The sequence below is a fragment of the Marinobacter shengliensis genome (assembly GCF_030297115.1).
In the GTDB taxonomy this organism is placed as follows: Bacteria; Pseudomonadota; Gammaproteobacteria; order Pseudomonadales; family Oleiphilaceae; genus Marinobacter; species Marinobacter shengliensis.
This window is the reverse complement of sequence record NZ_AP028062.1, coordinates 1,168,886-1,187,585: the sequence shown is the minus strand read 5'-3', so window position 1 is coordinate 1,187,585 and position 18,700 is coordinate 1,168,886. Positions and strand designations below refer to the sequence as shown.

Annotated in this window: 16 protein-coding genes; 2 read left to right on the top strand and 14 right to left on the bottom strand. The window is 58.3% G+C overall.

The features are described 5' to 3' along the window. Positions 1 to 5 precede the first annotated feature (5 nt). From adk to ppc, 3 genes are all read right to left on the bottom strand, one after another. Positions 6 to 659, bottom strand: a complete 654-nt coding sequence (adk, locus tag QUE75_RS05475; RefSeq protein WP_061332267.1) for an adenylate kinase — start codon at positions 657 to 659, stop codon at positions 6 to 8. Between the two features lie 228 nt (positions 660 to 887). After that, a complete protein-coding gene (locus tag QUE75_RS05470) occupies positions 888 to 2,258 on the bottom strand; it encodes an HDOD domain-containing protein (RefSeq protein ID WP_058091708.1) in 1,371 nt (456 codons plus the stop codon). A 57-nt stretch (positions 2,259 to 2,315) separates the two neighbouring features. Then, the gene (gene ppc, locus QUE75_RS05465) at positions 2,316 to 4,961 is read right to left on the bottom strand and encodes a phosphoenolpyruvate carboxylase (RefSeq protein ID WP_286254186.1); all 2,646 of its coding nucleotides are present in this window, start codon (positions 4,959 to 4,961) and stop codon (positions 2,316 to 2,318) included. A gap of 104 nt (positions 4,962 to 5,065) precedes the next feature. Between ppc and QUE75_RS05460 the strand changes: the two genes are divergently transcribed. Next, positions 5,066 to 5,299: a hypothetical protein gene (locus QUE75_RS05460; protein ID WP_138437761.1), complete on the top strand. Its 234-nt coding sequence runs from the start codon at positions 5,066 to 5,068 to the stop codon at positions 5,297 to 5,299. Between the two features lie 80 nt (positions 5,300 to 5,379). On the opposite strand, the gene QUE75_RS05455 is transcribed toward QUE75_RS05460, so the two are convergent. From QUE75_RS05455 to cysM, 5 genes are all read right to left on the bottom strand, one after another. Next, complete coding sequence (locus tag QUE75_RS05455) at positions 5,380 to 5,724, bottom strand: hypothetical protein (RefSeq protein WP_061332269.1); 345 nt, start codon at positions 5,722 to 5,724, stop codon at positions 5,380 to 5,382. 148 nt (positions 5,725 to 5,872) lie between these two features. After that, positions 5,873 to 6,712 (bottom strand): nucleoside triphosphate pyrophosphohydrolase, encoded by an 840-nt coding sequence (gene mazG / locus QUE75_RS05450; protein ID WP_286254182.1) that lies wholly within the window; start codon positions 6,710 to 6,712, stop codon positions 5,873 to 5,875. After that, positions 6,709 to 8,946 (bottom strand): GTP diphosphokinase, encoded by a 2,238-nt coding sequence (gene relA / locus QUE75_RS05445; RefSeq protein WP_286255609.1) that lies wholly within the window; start codon positions 8,944 to 8,946, stop codon positions 6,709 to 6,711. Before relA ends, mazG begins: the two co-directional genes overlap by 4 nt. A gap of 85 nt (positions 8,947 to 9,031) precedes the next feature. Continuing rightward, on the bottom strand, positions 9,032 to 10,375 hold the full coding sequence (rlmD, locus tag QUE75_RS05440; protein ID WP_106693528.1) for a 23S rRNA (uracil(1939)-C(5))-methyltransferase RlmD: 1,344 nt from the start codon (positions 10,373 to 10,375) through the stop codon (positions 9,032 to 9,034). Positions 10,376 to 10,416: 41 nt separating this feature from the next. Continuing rightward, on the bottom strand, positions 10,417 to 11,310 hold the full coding sequence (gene cysM / locus QUE75_RS05435) for a cysteine synthase CysM (protein WP_058091714.1): 894 nt from the start codon (positions 11,308 to 11,310) through the stop codon (positions 10,417 to 10,419). Positions 11,311 to 11,536: 226 nt separating this feature from the next. On the opposite strand from cysM, the gene QUE75_RS05430 reads away from it, so the two are divergent. Next, entirely contained in the window at positions 11,537 to 14,407 is a 2,871-nt protein-coding gene (locus QUE75_RS05430; protein WP_286254177.1) for an ATP-binding protein, read from the top strand. A 7-nt stretch (positions 14,408 to 14,414) separates the two neighbouring features. Here the strand turns inward: QUE75_RS05430 and pdxJ are convergent, their stop codons facing one another. The 6 genes from pdxJ to lepB are packed head-to-tail and all read right to left on the bottom strand — an operon-like array spanning position 14,415 to position 18,697. Next, positions 14,415 to 15,149: a pyridoxine 5'-phosphate synthase gene (pdxJ, locus tag QUE75_RS05425; protein WP_061332273.1), complete on the bottom strand. Its 735-nt coding sequence runs from the start codon at positions 15,147 to 15,149 to the stop codon at positions 14,415 to 14,417. Next, positions 15,146 to 15,886 (bottom strand): DNA repair protein RecO, encoded by a 741-nt coding sequence (gene recO / locus QUE75_RS05420; protein ID WP_286254175.1) that lies wholly within the window; start codon positions 15,884 to 15,886, stop codon positions 15,146 to 15,148. Before recO ends, pdxJ begins: the two co-directional genes overlap by 4 nt. 7 nt (positions 15,887 to 15,893) lie before the next feature. Beyond that, positions 15,894 to 16,811, bottom strand: a complete 918-nt coding sequence (gene era / locus QUE75_RS05415; protein WP_106693523.1) for a GTPase Era — start codon at positions 16,809 to 16,811, stop codon at positions 15,894 to 15,896. Continuing rightward, a complete protein-coding gene (rnc, locus tag QUE75_RS05410; RefSeq protein WP_061332276.1) occupies positions 16,811 to 17,500 on the bottom strand; it encodes a ribonuclease III in 690 nt (229 codons plus the stop codon). The genes era and rnc overlap by 1 nt, the downstream gene beginning before the upstream one ends. Further along, positions 17,497 to 17,883: a DUF4845 domain-containing protein gene (locus QUE75_RS05405; RefSeq protein WP_106693647.1), complete on the bottom strand. Its 387-nt coding sequence runs from the start codon at positions 17,881 to 17,883 to the stop codon at positions 17,497 to 17,499. The genes rnc and QUE75_RS05405 overlap by 4 nt, the downstream gene beginning before the upstream one ends. A 25-nt stretch (positions 17,884 to 17,908) precedes the next feature. Next, positions 17,909 to 18,697, bottom strand: coding sequence for a signal peptidase I (gene lepB, locus QUE75_RS05400; RefSeq protein WP_061332277.1), 789 nt, complete (start codon positions 18,695 to 18,697; stop codon positions 17,909 to 17,911). Positions 18,698 to 18,700 lie beyond the last annotated feature (3 nt).

Below are 18,700 nucleotides of genomic sequence, written 5' to 3'. Positions count from 1 at the left end.
TTCGATTACTTAAGCTGGGACAGGATCTGGTCGCGGATGCTGTCCAGGCTACCAATGCCTTCCACGCGCACGTACTTGGGCGCGTCGGCAGGTGCCTTGCTGGCCCAGTCCTGGTAGAAGCCGATCAGCGGCGCTGTTTGCTCGTGGTAGATGTTCAGGCGCTTGCGTACGGTTTCTTCCTTGTCGTCTTCACGCTGTACCAACGGCTCGCCGGTCTCGTCGTCCTTGCCCTCTACTTTGGGTGGATCGTATTTCACGTGATAGATACGGCCACTGCCCTCGTGCACGCGACGGCCAGACAGACGGCTGACAATTTCTTCGTCTTCAACGGCGATTTCCACCACGTAATCGATGGCGATACCCTGGTTCTTCAGCGCTTCAGCCTGGGGAATGGTGCGTGGGAAGCCGTCCAGCAGGAAACCGTTCTTGCAATCCGGCTGCTGAATACGCTCATCGATCAGGGCGATGATGATATCGTCAGACACCAGACCACCGGAGGCCATCACTTCCTTGACCTGTTTGCCCAGCTCGGACTCGGCCTTGACGGCGGCACGGAGCATGTCGCCTGTAGAGATCTGGGGGATCTCGAAACGCTCGGTAATGAACTGAGCCTGAGTACCCTTTCCAGCGCCTGGCGCGCCTAACATGATGATTCTCATAACGTTGTGCTCCCGTTGTCTTATATTATCGTTTGAAAAGTTGCGGCAAAAACCGTCGCCTTTGCGACAACCTCTCAGGGCCTCCAGGCCCACTTGCTGGCGCGCCTGCCCAAAATTGAGGCAGCATTATACGAAGTCCGCCCCGACAGAGAAAGTCGACCTCCGTATCATGGTTGGAATTACCGGAACACAGGGGGCTTCAGGCACAGAAGCCTGACGCCGTTTTGCTCAGGATGCAAGCGACGACGCCAGCACATCCAGGTCGGTTGCAACGGCCTGGATTTCCTCCTGAACCAGCGCCAGTGTTGCTGGCTCCAGGCCAAGCGCTTCTGTCAGTGCGGGGATATCATCCGGGTTGAACTCGTCGCCAATACCCTGCTCTTTCAGCAGGGCATTCGCCAGTTGGACCATCAAAACATACTCTTCATGCTCACCATGGTAACCCGGGTGCTGGTGCATGCCTGCAGCCTTGATGACAGGTTCCGGCAGTTGCCAGAGCCGATGCAGAATACCGCCAATGGCGCCATGGCCAACCGCCAGGATATCCTGGCGCTCGCTATGGCCAAACACTTCCTGTTCCAGTGAATGCATGCTTGCTTCAGGGTTGATCTCCCGAAGAGCGTTCAGTTCCTGAAATTCAGAGGGAAACAGGTGCCCCACCAGCAACAGGCCAAAGTTGTGCAACAGCCCGCACAGATACGCCAGCCCCTTGTCCCTGCCCGAACGCGCCGCCAGGCTTTGGCACAGGAAGGCACAGTAAAGTGAGTGACGCCAGAAATTATCCATGCCCAGCATTCCACCCCTGGGCACATCAAAAGCCCTCACCGATGCAATACCCATGGCAATATGGGCGACCCGATCAAACCCCAGCACCCGGGTAACGGCCTCCTGAACCGAGTTGATCTGGCCAGGGTAATTGAACAGTGCCGACCGTGCGTAGCGCATGATCTGGGCCGTCATGCTCGGGTCAAACTCAATCAGTTCCGCCAGCTCTCTGGCGGTGGCTTCCGTATTGGCGGTCAGGCGCAGAATCCGCAACGCCAGCGCCGGCATGGGCGGAAGACGATAGAGTTTCTGCAGTTTGTCAGCCACTTCGTCGAGGCTCAGCGCGCCACGGGAACCATTACCCTGCCCCCGGATAACCAGGTGCCCTTCGCGGGCACCCGCCAGTGCCAACCGGAACGAGCGGCCATCCATCACAACCAGGGTATCGTTGGTGCCAGCTGAGAACACCACTTGGTCGGCGGTGGTGAGATCTTCGTCAATCAGCACCGGCAGATCCCAGGCATTCCCGACCGGTGGCACGAATCCTGGCTCGCAGTCGCCAAACAGCCTCGCCGTCTGGCGCGCGGTCAGCGGCTGCAGGCGACGCCCGGTAAACTGATGCAGGGTGTCCATATCCAACGTACTGTCGAAGCGATGCACCGCCATGACCACACCATTGATGTCGATCAGCAGCGTGGGCTGGATAAAATCATGCTGGGGCTTGCCAGAGGCAAGAACCGCCGCATCGAGATTGCTTACCGGTGCAATTTCGATCTGCTGATAGCTGATACCCTTACGGGCGAGGTAATGCGACAGTCGCTCTGACAGTGCCAACGGGGAAGACTCCTTTATCCGGTTCAGGGCTTTCCGGCCCCGGCGTTATTATGCACGTTAGCCCGTATTACGCATACCAGCGGCGATGCCTGCCATGGTGACTTTCAGCGCCCGCTCCACCATATCCGGCACCTCACCTTTGCCCTCACTTTCGCGGTCGCGTTTGAGCAACTCCGCCTGAAGGTAATGCAATGGGTCCGTGTAGGGGTTGCGCACTCTCATGGAATGGGCAAACACCGGTTCGCTCTCCAACAGGGCTTGCTGATCCTTGAGCTCCAGCACACGCTCGATACAGCCGTTCAGCCGTTCCCTGAGGCTACTCCCAAGGGCCCTGAGGCTTTCATCCTCCACCAGGGTCTGCTCGTAATAACTGGCAATGCGCAGGTCGGCTTTGGCCAGCACCATTTCCAGCATGTCGACATAGGTGCGGAAAAACGGCCAGCCCCGCATCATCTCGCGCAGCTCTGGCAGGCGCTGGTGCCGGGCGGCTTCCTCCAGGGCCACATCGCTGCCCAGCCAGCTGGGCAGCATCAGGCGCATTTGGGTCCAGGCAAAAATCCAGGGAATGGCTCGCAAACTCTCCACGCCACCGGTGGCTTTCCGGCGCGCCGGTCGACTGCCCAGGGCCAGCTTACCCAGCGCAGTTTCGGGTGTAACCTGCCGGAAATAAGGCACGAAATCCGAGTTCTCCCTTACCACTTCCCGGTAAGATTTGAGGGAACGCTCCGTCAGCCAGTCCATCATCTCGCGCCAGCTGTCCTCGGGTTGTGGCGGTGGCGCCAGGGTCGCTTCAATGACGGCAGTGGTGTACAGGGTAAGGCTTTGTACCGCCAGCCGGGGCAAACCGAACTTGAATCGGATCATTTCCCCCTGCTCGGTAATCCGGAAACTGCCGTTCACCGATCCCGGCGGTTGCGACAGAATCGCCCGGTTCGCCGGGCCGCCACCACGGCCCACCGTGCCGCCGCGACCGTGGAACAGGGTCAGGTGCACGCCATACTGGCGGGCCACCTGGGTGAGTTTTTCCTGGGCCTGGTACTGGGCCCAGGCTGCCATCAGCTGGCCGGCGTCCTTGGACGAGTCCGAATAGCCGATCATCACCTCCTGGCGGCCCTGACAGTATTCGCGGTACCAATCAACCTGATACAGGGCAGCCATGCTGTCTGGCGCGCCCTGAAGATCGCTGAGGGTTTCAAACAGCGGCACCACACGCATCGGGAACTTCATTCCCGCTTCCCGCAACAGCAGGATCACGCTCAATACATCCGAAGGCTTGCTGGCCATGGAGATAACGTAGGAGCCCAGCGCTTCCGGGGTCTGGCCCGCCACCACCTCGCAGGTAGCCAGCACTTCCTTGACGGACTCTGAGGGTTCCCAGTTGCGGGGCACCAGTGGCCGGCGGCCTTGCAGCTCGCGCAGCAGGAATGCCTGCCGGTCGTCTTCCGACCAGGACAGATAGTCTCCCAGCCCCAGATAATCCACCATCTCTGCCACTGCCTCCGCATGCCGGGAAGCCTCCTGCCGGATATCCAGGCGAATCAGCGGCAGTCCGAATGTGTGAGCACGGCGAATGGTGTCCAACAGCGGGCCGTTGGCAATTTGCGCCAGGCCGCAATCCATCAGCGATCGATAACACAGCTCCAGGGGGGCCGTCAGGTCTTCGTTCTCAAACAGGATACCGGTCTCGTCCGCCACCCGGCCTTTAACGCCGGCCTCGGCCCAGTTCCGGGTACGGACCAGGCGCTCCCTCAACTCGGCCAGTACCTGACGATAGGGTTCCCGGCAATCACCAACCCGCGCCCTCAGTTCATCACTGGCCTGCCACATGGATAACTCGGCCCTCAGAGCCTGAATATCCCGCAGGTAAAGATCGGCAGCCATCCAGCGGCCCAGCAGGAAGACCTGACGAGTCACATCGTGAGTCACGTTCGGGTTACCGTCTCGGTCCCCTCCCATCCAGGAGGCAATGCGAATCGGGGAATTCTGCAGGGGCAGGCCTTTGCCCGTTGCATCAGAAAGTGACTGGTCCAGGCTTCGAAGGAATCTGGGCAATGCCTGCCAGAGGCTGTTCTCGATGACCGCAAAGCCCCACTTGGCCTCGTCCACAGCCGTCGGCCGCTCATGGCGGATTTCGTCGGTGTGCCAGGCCTCAGTAATCAGCTGTGACAGGCGGGCCACAATCTCATCACGCTCCGCCGGCATCAGATCGTCGTGGTCGAGCCGGGCCAGGCAGTCGGACATTTCGTCGTATTTGAGAATCAGGGTACGGCGGGCAACTTCCGTAGGGTGGGCGGTCAGAACAAACTCGATCCGCAGGTCCGCCACCCGTTGATGCAATTCCTCAGGATCAACGCCCCCGGATTTCAATCGCTCGAAGACCTCGCCCAGGGACTCCACCATCAGGTCGGAAGGGTGGCCCTGCTTACGGCGAATGCCATGGTACTGCTCGGCCAGGTTCGCCAGGTTGAGAAACTGGTTGAAGGCGCGGGTGACCGGCAACAGTTCATCGTCGCTCAGTTGCCCCAGGAGTGTTACCAGGCGCTGCCCGGAGCCACTCTCCTGCCGACGGTCGGCTTTGGCCGCAGCCCGAATCTCCTCAATCCGCTCGTAGCAGTCCTGCCCGGGAAAACGCTGGATGCTCTGGCCCAGCAATTCGCCCAGCAGACGCACATTTTCTCGCAGATCGGGGTGCAGTTCGGTCACGTTGAGTTCCTTCTGAATTGACGGAGACGAAGTAAACTTACGATACTAAGGATCCGTTCGAAAAGTCTATTGGCGATTCAATCCCCTCGCCCCAAGGAGCCACCATGAAAGTGACCGATTTGCCCCAGCACTGGGAACAGGAAAAACAGGCGATGGAACGTACACACGAATACAATCTGCGTCTGCCCCTTGAAGACGCCGCCCGGGTAGCCGCGCTGGCGGAACTCTATCCAGATCGCAGTGAAAGCGAGATTCTCAATGACATGATTGCCGCTGCCCTGGACGACCTGATTACTCAGGGGCCACTGAAGGATCGCCTGGCAGACAAGGGAAAGTAATATAAATGAGCAGACATCAACCCAAGCGCACGGCGCCTGGGTTGATGGAAACCCGGTGGTGAGCCGAATCGGTGCTGGCGTCAGGCCACGGATTCAAGCTGGCGGGCTTTGATCCGCTTGATATGCTTCTGGCTAAGGGCTACAAACCGCGGAGTCAACCCCTGGTCTTCGTAGATCTCAAAACCATCCTCATCATAAGCGACCACTTTGTCGCCCTGAACGTAGGGAAAGCTGGTTTCCAGCTCATCAAGCGCAGCGGAGATCAGATCACGCATCAGGTCTTGAGAGGATTTCATCGGATACATCGCTGCCACTTTCTGCAACAGCTCGTGATGCTGGTCAGACAACGATAGGTACGCGGCATCACGAGTGAGCCGACCACGACCGTGCTTGTCCCAATGCTTGACCAGATCTTTGATTTTCATGGTGCCTTCACCCCTGCATCTTATCTGACGGTACAGCGCACCGATATGGTGCAAGCCGTACTAGAAGTGTAGACGAAGAATGACATTTCAGTGACTGAAAATTGGTAACGGATTGTACTTATCGGCGACGGTTCCGAGGCACTGACCGTTAACGGTTTTCAACCCCCTTGACCTTCTGCCATATGGCATCCAGCGCTTCAAGGGACTCCTCATCCAGATCACGCCCCTCACTTTCCAGCACCGCTTCGATCGCCCGAAAACGTGCGTCGAATTTGCGGTTCGTTCGGTTCAGGGCCTGCTCAGGATCCACTTTCATGAATCGTGCCAAATTCACGCACACGAACAACAGATCACCCAGTTCATCCTCGACCGCATCCTGGTCGCCACTACCATTCTGGGCGGCCTGCCATGCGTCTTTCAGCTCATCGATCTCCTCGTGAAGCTTGTCGAAGACCGGGCCAATCTCAGGCCAGTCAAAGCCATGGCGCGAAGCCCGGCGCTGCAATTTCTCGGCACGGGCCATGGCCGGCAGGGTTCGTGCAATGCCATCCAGCCGGCTGACCGACGACTCAACAACAGGTTTCTCGGCCCGCTCCTCCGCCTTGATACGCTCCCAGCTCTCTTTGATCCAGGCTTCGCTGGGACGGTTGCTCGGGTCAATGCGGCTTTCCAGAGTGCCTTCCGGGAAGACATGGGGATGCCGGCGAATCAGTTTGCGGACCAGGTGATCAACGATGCTATCGAAATCGAAATGCCCTTCCTCACGCCCCATCTGAGCGTAGAAGATCACCTGGAACAGCAGGTCTCCCAGCTCATCCTTCAGATGCGGGTAATCCGCCTGTTCAATGGCGTCGGCCACTTCGTAGGCTTCTTCTATCGTGTGGGGCACGATGCTGGCGAACGTCTGCCGGGTGTCCCAGGGGCAGCCCGTGTCCGGCTCCCGGAGCCGGGCCATCAGGGTTTTCAGGTCATCAATGGAATAGCTCATCCGCGCTTTCGCCTTACGTCGATGATGTTCGGCAGGTTGCGAATCTGGGCCAGCAACCGCGCCAACTGTTCCAGGCTGGAGATTTCCACCGTCACCCTCATGGTAGCGATGTTCTCATCCTTGTTGGTCAAGGTATTCAGGGCCAGCACGTCACTGCGGGACGACGACAACACATGGGTTATGTCCCGCAACAGCCCCGAGCGATCGTAAGCTTCGATTTCGATATCGACAGGGTAAACAGAGGCCGGCTTGCCACCCCAGTTCACCTCGATGATCCGGTTGGGCTCGAATTCTCTCAGGCTGAGGAAGGTCAGGCAGTCCTGACGGTGCACGGTGACGCCACGCCCAACCGTGATGTATCCGCCAATCGCATCACCCGGTAACGGTTTGCAGCACTTGGCCACCTGGGTCTTGAGTTTGCCCACACCCAGAATCTGGATGTCTGACTCGGTGTCATAATCCTTCTTGCGGGCCGTGGTCAGCTTCAGGTCGAGCTGTTCAGACTTCGGCTCCAGCATCTGCTGCGCCACGTTCGCCACGTGCGCAGGCCGCAAATCGCCGGCCCCAATGGCGGCGAACATATCGTCTGGCGAGTGGTAATTCACCTTTTTGGCCAAATCCCCCAGATCAACATCATACAGCGACAAACGCTTGAATTCGTCTTCCAGGATAGCGTGGCCGTCAGTGATATTACGGTCACGATTCTGTTGCTTGAACCAGTGGGTAACCTTGGCCCTGGCCCGGGATGTCTGGATATAGCCCAGGCTTGGGTTCAGCCAGTCCCGGCTGGGCGCCGGGTTGTTGGAGGTTAAGATAAATACTTGGTCGCCGGTTTTCAGCGGATAGGTCAGAGGAACTATTCGGCTGTTCACCCGGGCACCCCGGCAGGCGTGACCGATTTCGGTGTGTACCCGATAAGCGAAATCCACCGGTGTGGCACCCTGGGGCAGGTCAACCACGTGGCCTTCGGGGGTGAAGACATAAACCCGGTCCGAGGCGACGTCTGACTTCAGGTGATCAGCCAAACCAGACAAGTCGCCCAACTCTTCCTGCCACTCCAGCACCTGCCGCAGCCAGTTGATCTTGGCGTCGTAACCGGTGGACTTGTTGTTCTTGTCGGTGCCCTTGTACAGCCAATGGGCACAAACACCTAACTCAGCTTCCTCGTGCATGGCATGGGTGCGGATCTGCACTTCCATCACCTTGCCTTCGGGGCCGATCACCGCGGTATGGAGCGACTGGTAGCCGTTCTCCTTGGGGTTGGCGATGTAGTCGTCAAACTCGTTGGGAATATGCCGCCACAAGGTATGAACAATGCCCAGAGCGGCATAGCAGTCCCGGACTTCCGGCACCAGGATACGCACTGCACGGACATCATAGACTTGGGAAAAGTCGATACCCTTACGGCGCATTTTGCGCCAGATACTGTAGATATGCTTGGCCCGGCCAGAGAGTTCACCCTTGATACCGGAGGCCTGAAGTTCAGTTTGCAGGGTCTCGATGACTCGCCGGATATAGCCTTCACGGTCCAGCCGCTTCTCATCCAGCAGCTTGGCGATCTTCTTGTACGCTGAGCTGTGCAGGTACCGGAAAGACAGGTCTTCGAGTTCCCACTTGATGTGACCAATACCTAACCGGTGTGCCAGGGGCGCGTAGATATCGAAGACTTCCCTGGCCACCCGCATGCGCTTCTCTTCCGGCGCGTCCTTGACGGCCCGAATCGCACAGGTCCGCTCGGCCAGTTTGATCAACGCCACCCGGACGTCGTCAATCATGGTAACCAGCATTTTCCGGACATTGTCGAGTTGCCCTTCACTCTGGCCCAGCACATTGCCCTTGAGCGGGTGGTGCACCGACGAAATGGCTGCCATCTGCTGCACACCATTGATCAGCCCGGCGACTTCGTCACCGAATTCTTTGCGGATCTCTTCCAGGGGTACCCGCTCTTCACGCACTGCCCGGTACAACACCGCAGCCACCAGACTGGCCTGGTCCAGATGCAGTTCGGCCAGCACCTGTGCCATTTCCAGACCCGTACGGAAACTACTGGAGCCGGGCGCCCAGAGGCGATCCTCTCTGAATGCCTGCACGGCAATCCTGGCCGCTTTTTCAGAGGCCTGCCGGAGCTGCTCCGGATTATCCAGGTGCGTCTGTTCAGCGATGTGGCGAACACAACGATCAATGTCGATCTCGCCATCACCAGTGACCGAATAATCTTCCCGAACTTTTACCATAGCAGAGGCATACCCGCTGATTTTCCGGTTACCCGGGTCGCGATCCTGGCGCCCCGGCATCTGACTGTCGACTGATCAGTCAGAGTCATTCACGCTCAAAAAGAGCAATTGATTCGACATGGGTGGTGTGGGGGAACATATCCATCACACCTGCGCGCACCAGGCGATAACCGTTGCGCACCATAACGCCGGCATCTCTTGCCAGAGTGGCCGGATTACACGAAACATAGACAATCCTGCTGGCCCCGAACGCCGTGAGGTACTTGCAGATGTCTTCCGCGCCAGACCGGGGCGGGTCGATCAGAATCTTGTCGAAACCCTCTTTGGCCCAGCTTTGCCCGGTAAAGTCACCGTGCAGATCGGCCCCAAAGAATTCCACATTATCCAGACCATTGAGCTGTGCGTTCTCGCGGCCACGCACCACCATGGCATCATCGCCTTCGACGCCAACCACCCGGCCACCTTTGCGAGCCAATGGCAGGGTAAAGTTACCCAGGCCACAGAACAGATCCAGCACCCGCTCACCGGGCTGAACATCCAGCCACTCCACTGCACGATGAACCATATTCTGATTGATACCGGCATTGACCTGAGTGAAGTCCATCGGATGGTACTTCATGGTCAGATCAAACTCATCCAGGCTGTAGCTCAGGCGCTCACCATCACGACCAGACGATTCCGGCCAGATGCGGTGCACCGTATCCGGGCCCTTGGGCTGCAGATAGATATGCAAGTCATGGGCCTGGCCAAAGGCAATCAGTTTTTCCCGGTCTTCGGGAACCAGTTCGTCCATGTTACGGAACACCATGGCCGCCACATCATCACCACAGGCCACTTCTACCTGGGCAATCCGGTCGAAGGCCACCATACCATGCAGCAGTTCCCGCAGGGGCTTGATGCGATCACCAATACGCGGGTCCAGCACCACACAACGGTCAATATCCGTTAGAAAGCTGTTACGCTTTTCCCGGAATCCTACCAGCACCGACTCCCGGGCTTTCACATAGCGCACGCCCAGGCGGGCTTTGCGACGATAGCCAAGGGTAGCGGGTGAGCGCATGGGTTCAACCCACTCCTGGGGTTCGATGCCCCCAAAATGGGCAAAATGCTCCCTCAGCGTGTCTTCCTTGAACCGGATCTGCGCATCGGCACTCATGTGCTGAAGGCTGCAGCCACCACAAAGGTCGGCAAAGTCACAGGGCGGTTGCTGGCGGTCTGGAGCCGCTTCCAGAACCTCCAGGGTACGCAGCTCATCAAACTTGCTTCGGGTGCTGACCATCTTTGCCATCACCGTTTCACCCGGCAGAGCACCGTCCACAAACTGGACTTTACCTTCGGCCCGGGCAATGCCCCGGCCGTCGTGGCCAAGGGTTTCAATTTCACAACGCACCGGTTCCTGAGGCAGAACCTTGCGGCGACGCTTACTCATAGGGGTTAATCTCTCTTGTGTAGCCGGCTTGGATGACCGGTTCAGGCGCCGGGAAAAACACCGGTAGACAGGTATCGGTCGCCGCGGTCACAGATAATGGCCACGATCACCGCGTTTTCAACCTCACGGGACAATTTGAGGGCAGCGGCAATGGAGCCACCGGACGACACGCCACAGAAAATTCCTTCTTTGGCGGCCAGCGCCCTCATGGTGTCTTCTGCTTCTTTCTGGCCAATGTCCAGAACCTGGTCTACCCGGGCAGCGTCGTAGATCGACGGCAAATAGGCCTCGGGCCAGCGGCGGATACCGGGGATGGATGCACCATCTTCCGGCTGCAACCCAATAATCTGAATATCAGGATTTCGCTCTTTCAGATAACGGGACACGCCCATAATGGTCCCGGTGGTCCCCATGGAGCTGACAAAGTGAGTCACCTTGCCCTGGGTCTGCTCCCAGATTTCCGGGCCGGTGGTGCGGTAATGGGCCAGAGGGTTATCCGGATTGCTGAACTGGTCCAGCACCTTGCCCTTGCCTTCAGATTCCATCCGCGCAGCGAGGTCCCGCGCCCCTTCCATGCCTTCCTCCTTGCTGACGGTAACGATCTCCGCTCCGTATGCCCGCATGGAAGCGCGGCGCTCCTCACTCATGTGAGCCGGCATGATCAGAACCATCCGGTAACCTTTGATTGCCGCAGCCATTGCCAGGGCGATGCCAGTGTTACCGGACGTCGCTTCAATCAGGGTATCGCCTGGCTTGATTTCACCACGGCGTTCGGCCTCCTGAATCATGCTGATGGCAGGCCGGTCCTTCACCGACCCGGCCGGGTTATTGCCTTCCAGCTTGGCCAGAATGACATTGGAGGTTTCCCCCGGCAGACGCTGCAAACGAACCAGAGGGGTATGCCCTACATAATCTTCAATGGTCGGGAAAATCATAGCGAAACCCTGTGATACACTTTTGGGTTCGAATCATACGCTTTATGGCCGCATTGTCCCAATACAGCTTGTCGCTATATCCATGACCCGCGGCTATAACTGTTTGTTCCCGGAACCTTTACCACAGTTTTCGGGAATCAGATCAACTATGCTCATAACACAGGGAAGTGCCGGTTCCGGGAAAGATCGGCCCGGTCAGGCTCAGGAAACTTGCAGGAACATATCTATGCGGCGCTGGGGCATTCGCAAAAAAGTACTGGTGGTAACGCTGGTTCCCACCTTGTTGACCACTTTGTTGCTGGGGCTGTTTTTCACCTACAGCTGGGTTAACAACATCGAGAACCTGCTGAGGGATCGGGGCGAATCCCTGTCCCGCCAGCTTGCTGCCGGCTCCGAGTATGGCCTGTTCACCGCCAACCGCAGCCTGCTGAGCAGCCTGTCCAACGCCCTGCTGGAAGAGCAGGACGTTCGCTCGATCACCTTCTTCTCGCCAGATGGCCGCCGCTTGCTCCACACCGGTCCCGGTGGCGCCGATGCCATTGACGAATCCTCCCTGAAGCCGGACCTGGCGGTAAAGATTACCCGGGACAGCAGCACCCGGTTTGTCACCCCGGTTTACCTGCAGGACCTGATGATCGAAACCATGCTCGACCCGGATGTCCGGCAGTCGGCCACCCGGCTACAGGAACCCCTGGGCTGGGTTGCGGTGGAGATGTCCCATGTCCGCACCGAAAAGGAAACCTACAAGGCTCTACTGATTTCCCTGCTCCTGGTGATTGGCGGGGTACTGCTCAGCATGGCCATAGCCCTGCGCCTGAGCCGGGCCTTCACCGATCCTGTGTTCCAGCTCAATGAAGCCGTAGCCAGGCTCAAGGAAGGCAAGCTGGACACCCGCGTGTACACCAGTGCTGGCCCGGAGTTCGAACAACTGGAGTCGGGCCTGAATGACATGGCCTCAGAGCTCAGCAAAGCCCAGGCTGAAATGCAGCAGAACATCGACCAGGCCACGGAAGACCTCCGGGAAACGCTGGAAACCATTGAAATCCAGAATATCGAACTGGATTTCGCCCGCAAGGAAGCCCTGGAAGCCAGCCGGATCAAGTCCGAATTCCTGGCCAATATGTCCCACGAAATCCGCACGCCCCTGAATGGCATCATCGGCTTTACCGAATTGCTGCTGAAAAGTCCCCTGCCCCGCCAGCAACGGGACCACCTGAACACCATCCGGAAATCGTCCGAGATTCTGCTGACGATCATTAACGACATCCTGGATTTTTCCAAGATCGAGGCCGGCAAGCTGATTCTTGACCGGGTACCGTTCCAGCTAAGGGATATTGTGGAAGAGGTGATGGTGATGCTGGCACCGGCAGCCCACGCCAAGAACCTGGACCTGGTGCCGCTGGTCTATAACGATGTACCGGACAACATTATGGGTGACCCGCTGCGGGTGAAGCAGGTCATCACCAATCTGGTCAATAACGCCATCAAATTCACCCAGACCGGTGAAGTGGTGCTGCGGGCCAGCCTGGAAGACGAAACACCCGACAGCAATCGGGTAACCCTGCGTCTGAGCATCACGGACTCCGGCGTGGGCCTGTCCCGGGCCCAGCAACAATCGTTGTTTAACGCTTTCAGCCAGGCTGATGCCTCAACCGCCAGGCAGTATGGCGGCACCGGTCTGGGGTTGGCCATTTCCAAGCGGCTGGTGGAAGAGATGGGCGGCAAGATTGGCCTGGAAAGCGAACTCGGCAAAGGCTCTACCTTCTGGTTTACCCTCACGCCGGAACTGTCTGCCGCTGCCGATACCAGCGCGCCAAAAGACGCCCTGCGCGGCGAGCGGATAATCTACCTCGAACAGCAGAAAACCACCGGGCTCGCGGTCGAACACCTGTTACGGGACTGGGGCGTGGCGGTACAACGGGTGTCCTCGCCAGCCGCCCTGGTGGAACACGTGGAGGAAGCCCAACGGAAGCAGGAAGGCTACGCCGCCGCCATTATCGGCATTACCCGCCACCTGCTGAACTCCAGCCAGTACTGCAACATGGTGCGTTCGCTGGAAGTGGAGCGGGACTGCCGAACACTGCTGCTGACCCCCACCCTGGAAACCCACGACACGCCGCTGTCCGGACTGTCCAGCGGACACCTTACCAAACCGGTGTGCCGGGACGCCTTCTACGACGAGCTATTGCTGTTGATCCACGGCATCCAGGCCAGCAACCGGGGAGCAGGAGAAGTGTCCCTGCCACTGAGAAGCAGCGGCCCTTCGAGAGTCCCTCGTGTACTGGCCGTGGACGACAATGACGCCAACCTGAAACTGGTGATGACCCTGCTGCAGGACTGCCGGCTTGAAGCAGAGGGGGCCTCAAGCGGCTTCGAGGCGCTGACCAAGGCCCGGCAGAAACCCTTTGACCTGGTGTTCATGGACCTGCAAATGCCGGGCATGGATGGTGTGGAAACCACGGCCCGAATCCGGGATCTGGATACCGGCTCTCATCATACCCCGATCATCGCCCTGACCGCCCATGCCCTGGCCGATGAACAGGAAAGGCTGACCCAGCAGGGCTTCGACGGTTACATGCCAAAACCGATCAGCAGCACCCAACTGGTCCAGTTGATTCGTGAATACACGGGTTACGACTGCAAGAGCAGCAACGACAGTTTCAAAATCTCGGAAGTCCGGGACACCCGCCGCACCCTGCGGCCATCAAACCGTCGCATGCAGCAGGATTGCGTCAGTGTTGATGAAAGTATTCAGCTGGCCGCTGGCAAGGCCGACCTGGCAGAGGAACTGTTCAGCATGTTGCTGGAACAGCTGCACACCGACATCGAGCGGGTAGCCGATCTGTGGAACAACAATGACACCGACGAGCTGCTTGAATGCGTACACAAGCTCCACGGCGCAACCCGCTACTGCGGCGTACCGGAGCTGAGAACCGCCGCCAACCGTTTTGAAACCGCACTGAAGTGCCAGGCGCCGGATATGGAACTACAGAAAGACCAGCTATTGGCAGCCATGGACCGACTGCAGATCTGGAGTGAACAAACCGACTGGCAGCAACTGTTCAGGGAACAGCAACGCCAGCCGGAGACCACCTGAGGTCGGATCAGGGCCGGGCGCGCTCTAGAATGGCGCGCATCTCCCTGACCGCCTCTTTCAGTCCGGTGAACACTGCCCTGGCAACAATGGCGTGGCCGATGTTCAACTCGTTAATACCCGGAATCGCCGCCACCCGCTCGGTGTTGTGATAATGCAGGCCGTGGCCAGCGTTCACAATCAACCCTTTCTTTCGGGCATAGGCGACGGCATCGGCCAGCTGTTTGAACGCTTTTTCCCGAACAGCCGGGTCCTGCGCTTCGGCGTATTCGCCAGTGTGCAGCTCGACAACCGGCGCACCACAGCGCACAGCGGCGTCTATCTGCACCGGGTCCGGGTCAATGAACAGTGACACTTCGGCCCCGATCTTTGCCAGCCGGTCGCAGGCCTTGGCCACACGCTCCTCCTGACCGTCTACATCCAGCCCACCCTCGGTGGTTAATTCTTCGCGCTTCTCCGGCACCAGGCAGACACACTCCGGACGCACCTGTTCGGCAAAGGCCAGCATGGCATCGGTTACCGCCATTTCCAGGTTCATCTTGGTTTGCAGGACTTCGCGCAGCAACAGTACGTCACGATCCTGAATGTGCCGGCGGTCTTCCCGGGGGTGAATGGTAATGCCATCGGCGCCCGCTTCCTCGGCCACCAATGCCGCCTGAACCGGGTCTGGATAGCGGGTGCCGCGGGCCTGGCGTAATGTGGCCACATGGTCAATATTCACACCGAGCAACACTCTGGAATTCATGGGGTTCTCCCTGATGATGAAACGGAATGGCTGAACAGATTGCGGCTGTGTAACGGCTTACCCTGCAACAGGTAGTCCACCAGAACACGCATGATCCGCTTGGCCGTCCTGCGCGGTAACTCACCGGTAAAGTCGCCTTCGGCCAGGGCCAGCAGAGCCTCGCCCGGAATCTGCTGCAAGCGAACCCCGGTGGCGGCGGCAGACACAATGCCCTGCACCGGATCATAACCGTAGTAACCACCGGCCACCACTGGCAAGCCGGTATCAGTGGCTTCATCCCAGGCAAAGTCATACCCGAGGGCCCCGGCAAACGCCCGTTCAAAGTGCCGCAATATTGGCTCTACATCGGTTTTGGCCGCCAGTGCCGCGAGAGCCTGCAGGCTTTCTATGTAACTGGCAAAAAGGGTGGGATGAGGGTCTGCCGCTGGCAGAACGCGCTGAAGCAGTTCATTGATGTAGAGGCCGCTGTACAAGGCACGGGTTTGCGAAAGCAGCGGCGCCGACCGAACCTCAAGCTGCACCAGTGTCTTCAGATCGCTTTTTCCGGTCCAGTCCACCATTATCGGCTGAAACGGCTGCAACTGAGCCTTGAGGGGGCTTTTGGCACTGTTGGCGCCGCGCGCCACCAGACTCATTCGACCATGATTCAGTGTAAACAGATCCACCAGCAAGGCGGTTTCCCGCCAGGGGCGCCGGTGAATCACATAAGCGGGCTCCTGCTGCACCGCTCCCTTCATAGCGACCTCAGAAATCGCTCATACCAAGGCTTTTCAATGCCCGGTCGCTGTCTGCCCAGCCGCGTTTTACCTTGACCCACAAACGTAACATGACCTTGGAGCCGAACATGCGCTCCATATCCACCCGGGCTTCCTGGCCAATGCGGCGCAGGCGCTCGCCCTTGTCACCGATAATGATTTTCTTCTGGCCTTCCCGTTCCACCAGAATCAGGGCCGAGATATGCAGGGTTTTCCCCTCGTGCTTGAACTCTTCGATCTCTACTGCCACGGAATAAGGCAATTCAGCACCGAGTTGGCGGGTAATTTTCTCCCGCACCATCTCTGACGCCATAAAGCGCTCGCTGCGATCCGTAATCTGATCGTCCGGGTAGAAGTGCACACTCTGGGGCAGGAAACGTCCCACAGCTTCCTCCAGTGGCTGGAGGTTGGTTTCTTTCAGGGCAGACAAAGGGATAATTTCGGCAAATTCCCGTTTTTTGGACAGTGCCTCAAGGTGTGGCAGCAGTTTGTCACGGTTCTCAACCTTGTCCACCTTGTTAACTGCAAGGATAACCGGGCATTTCAACCGCGACAATTTCTCCAGCACCATGTCATCGGCAGTGGTCCACGCCAGTTGGTCCACCACGAACACCACCACGTCCACGTCAATCAGGGCAGACGACGCCGCTTTGTTCATATAACGGTTCAGCGCACGGGGCTCGTCTTCGTGCATGCCGGGGGTATCCACATAGATGGCCTGCACAGGTCCGTCTGTCTTGATACCCAGCACCTGATGTCGGGTGGTCTGGGGTTTGCGGGAGGTAATACTCAGTTTCTGGCCCAGGATATGGTTCAGAAGCGTGGATTTTCCCACGTTCGGCCGGCCAACAATGGCGACAAAACCACAACGGCTGTCCGGATCTTCCGGGCGAGTAATATCATTCATCAGGAGTTCTCCACGCCCAGTTGCTTGAGGGCATTGCGGGCAGCCTGCTGTTCAGCAATTCGCCGACTGCTACCGGTGCCGCTGGTCTTTCGATCCAGTGACGGTAGTGCACAGGAGACATGGAACGTCTGCTCATGGGCTTCACCGTCGACGGATATCACTTCGTAACGAGGCAGCGGGAACTGCCGGGATTGCAGGTATTCCTGCAACCGGGTTTTGGGATCTTTCTGGGTGTCCTGAATGTCCAGATTGGCCAGGCGATGCTCGAACCAGCGCAGTACCTGCTCACGGCAGGTATGAAAATCGCTGTCCAAGTATATAGCACCGATGATGGACTCCACCGCATCCGCCAGAATCGACTCGCGCCGGTAGCCACCACTCTTGAGCTCACCGGAGCCCAGCCGGAGATACTGGCCCAACTGGAATTCGCGACCAATCTCGGCGAGGGTCACGCCTTTGACCATCCGCGCCCGGAGCCGGCTCAACTGGCCTTCCCGGGCTTTCTCGAAGTGCAGGTACAAGTGCTCTGCAATCACCATATTAACGATGGAATCCCCAAGGAACTCCAGGCGTTCATTATTCTGGTTCCCGTAACTTCTGTGGGTCAGGGCCAGCAGCAACCGCTCGGGCTCCTTGAAGGTGTATCCGATACGACGCTGCAACTGATCCAGATCTGGTTGTGAACTCACTGTCCCTTTAACTCATACTCGTGCTGGAAATGAACGATGGTGTCCACGTTTCCGAATAGATGATTGCGAACCTCGTAGTCCACCTTGATGACCACGAACTCGCCACTTTTCTCAACGCTGATCTGCTTGGCGTCGAAGCCCCTGACGTTATTGACGCTCAGGCGCCGGTTAATCAGGCTACGCACCTCAGCCGGCCCCATGCGCGACAAACCCTCGGTGCCATCAAGACCTTCCAGTGCCTCCTGAATGGTGAAATCGTCCAGGTAGGCAGGGCCGATTTTCAGCCCCAGGGCCAGCAGGCTGCCAAAAAACATCGCCACAATCAGCATGGTTAGAGCGCTGCCGCCCTGCTGCTGCAATCCGACGGGATTATTCTTTTTCATCATGTTTGTCTCCGGCACAACGGGGTTAGTCAATGCTACCCACTCGATCAAAAGATGGCAGACTTGTCAGCGATTTCCAGTGCATCCAGATGGCGAAGGCCTTCCCGACCACAAGCTCATCAGGCACAGTGCCCCAGAACCGGCTGTCGTTACTGTTGTCCCGGTTGTCCCCCATGACAAAGTAATGGCCATCAGGCACCAGCCATTCACCTTCCCCGTTGCCTGCAACCCGGCCCAGGGTCAGATACACATCGTGCTCAACGCCGCCCACTTCCTCACGCCAGCGCTCCATTGGCGGAAGACGGGCCACAAACTCCCTGGCCACTGGTTCATCATTGATAAACAGCTGTTTATCGCGATAGCGCACCCGGTCACCCGGCAAACCAATCACTCGTTTGATGTAATTGGTGGCGCCATCCTCCGGATAACGGAACACCATGACATCACCACGCTCGGGATCACCCATCGACACCACCTTGGTGCCGGCCACTGGCAACCGAAGCCCGTAGGCGTACTTGTTTACCAGGATAAAATCACCAACTTCGAGGGTCGGCAGCATCGAACCGGAGGGAATCTGAAAGGGTTCTACCAGAAACGAACGAAGCACCAGAACGATGGCCAGTACCGGGAAGAATGATCGGCTCAGGTCGACCAACCAGGGTTCACTGGTCTCGGCAGTTTCATCGGACGCGGCACCGCCAACGTCCGGGCCAGCTGCCTGCCGCCGTTTGCTGAAAAACACTTTATCCGCCAGCCAGATCAATCCAGTCGCGAAGGTCAGAACCACCAGTACCAGCGGAAAATCAATATCCATCCG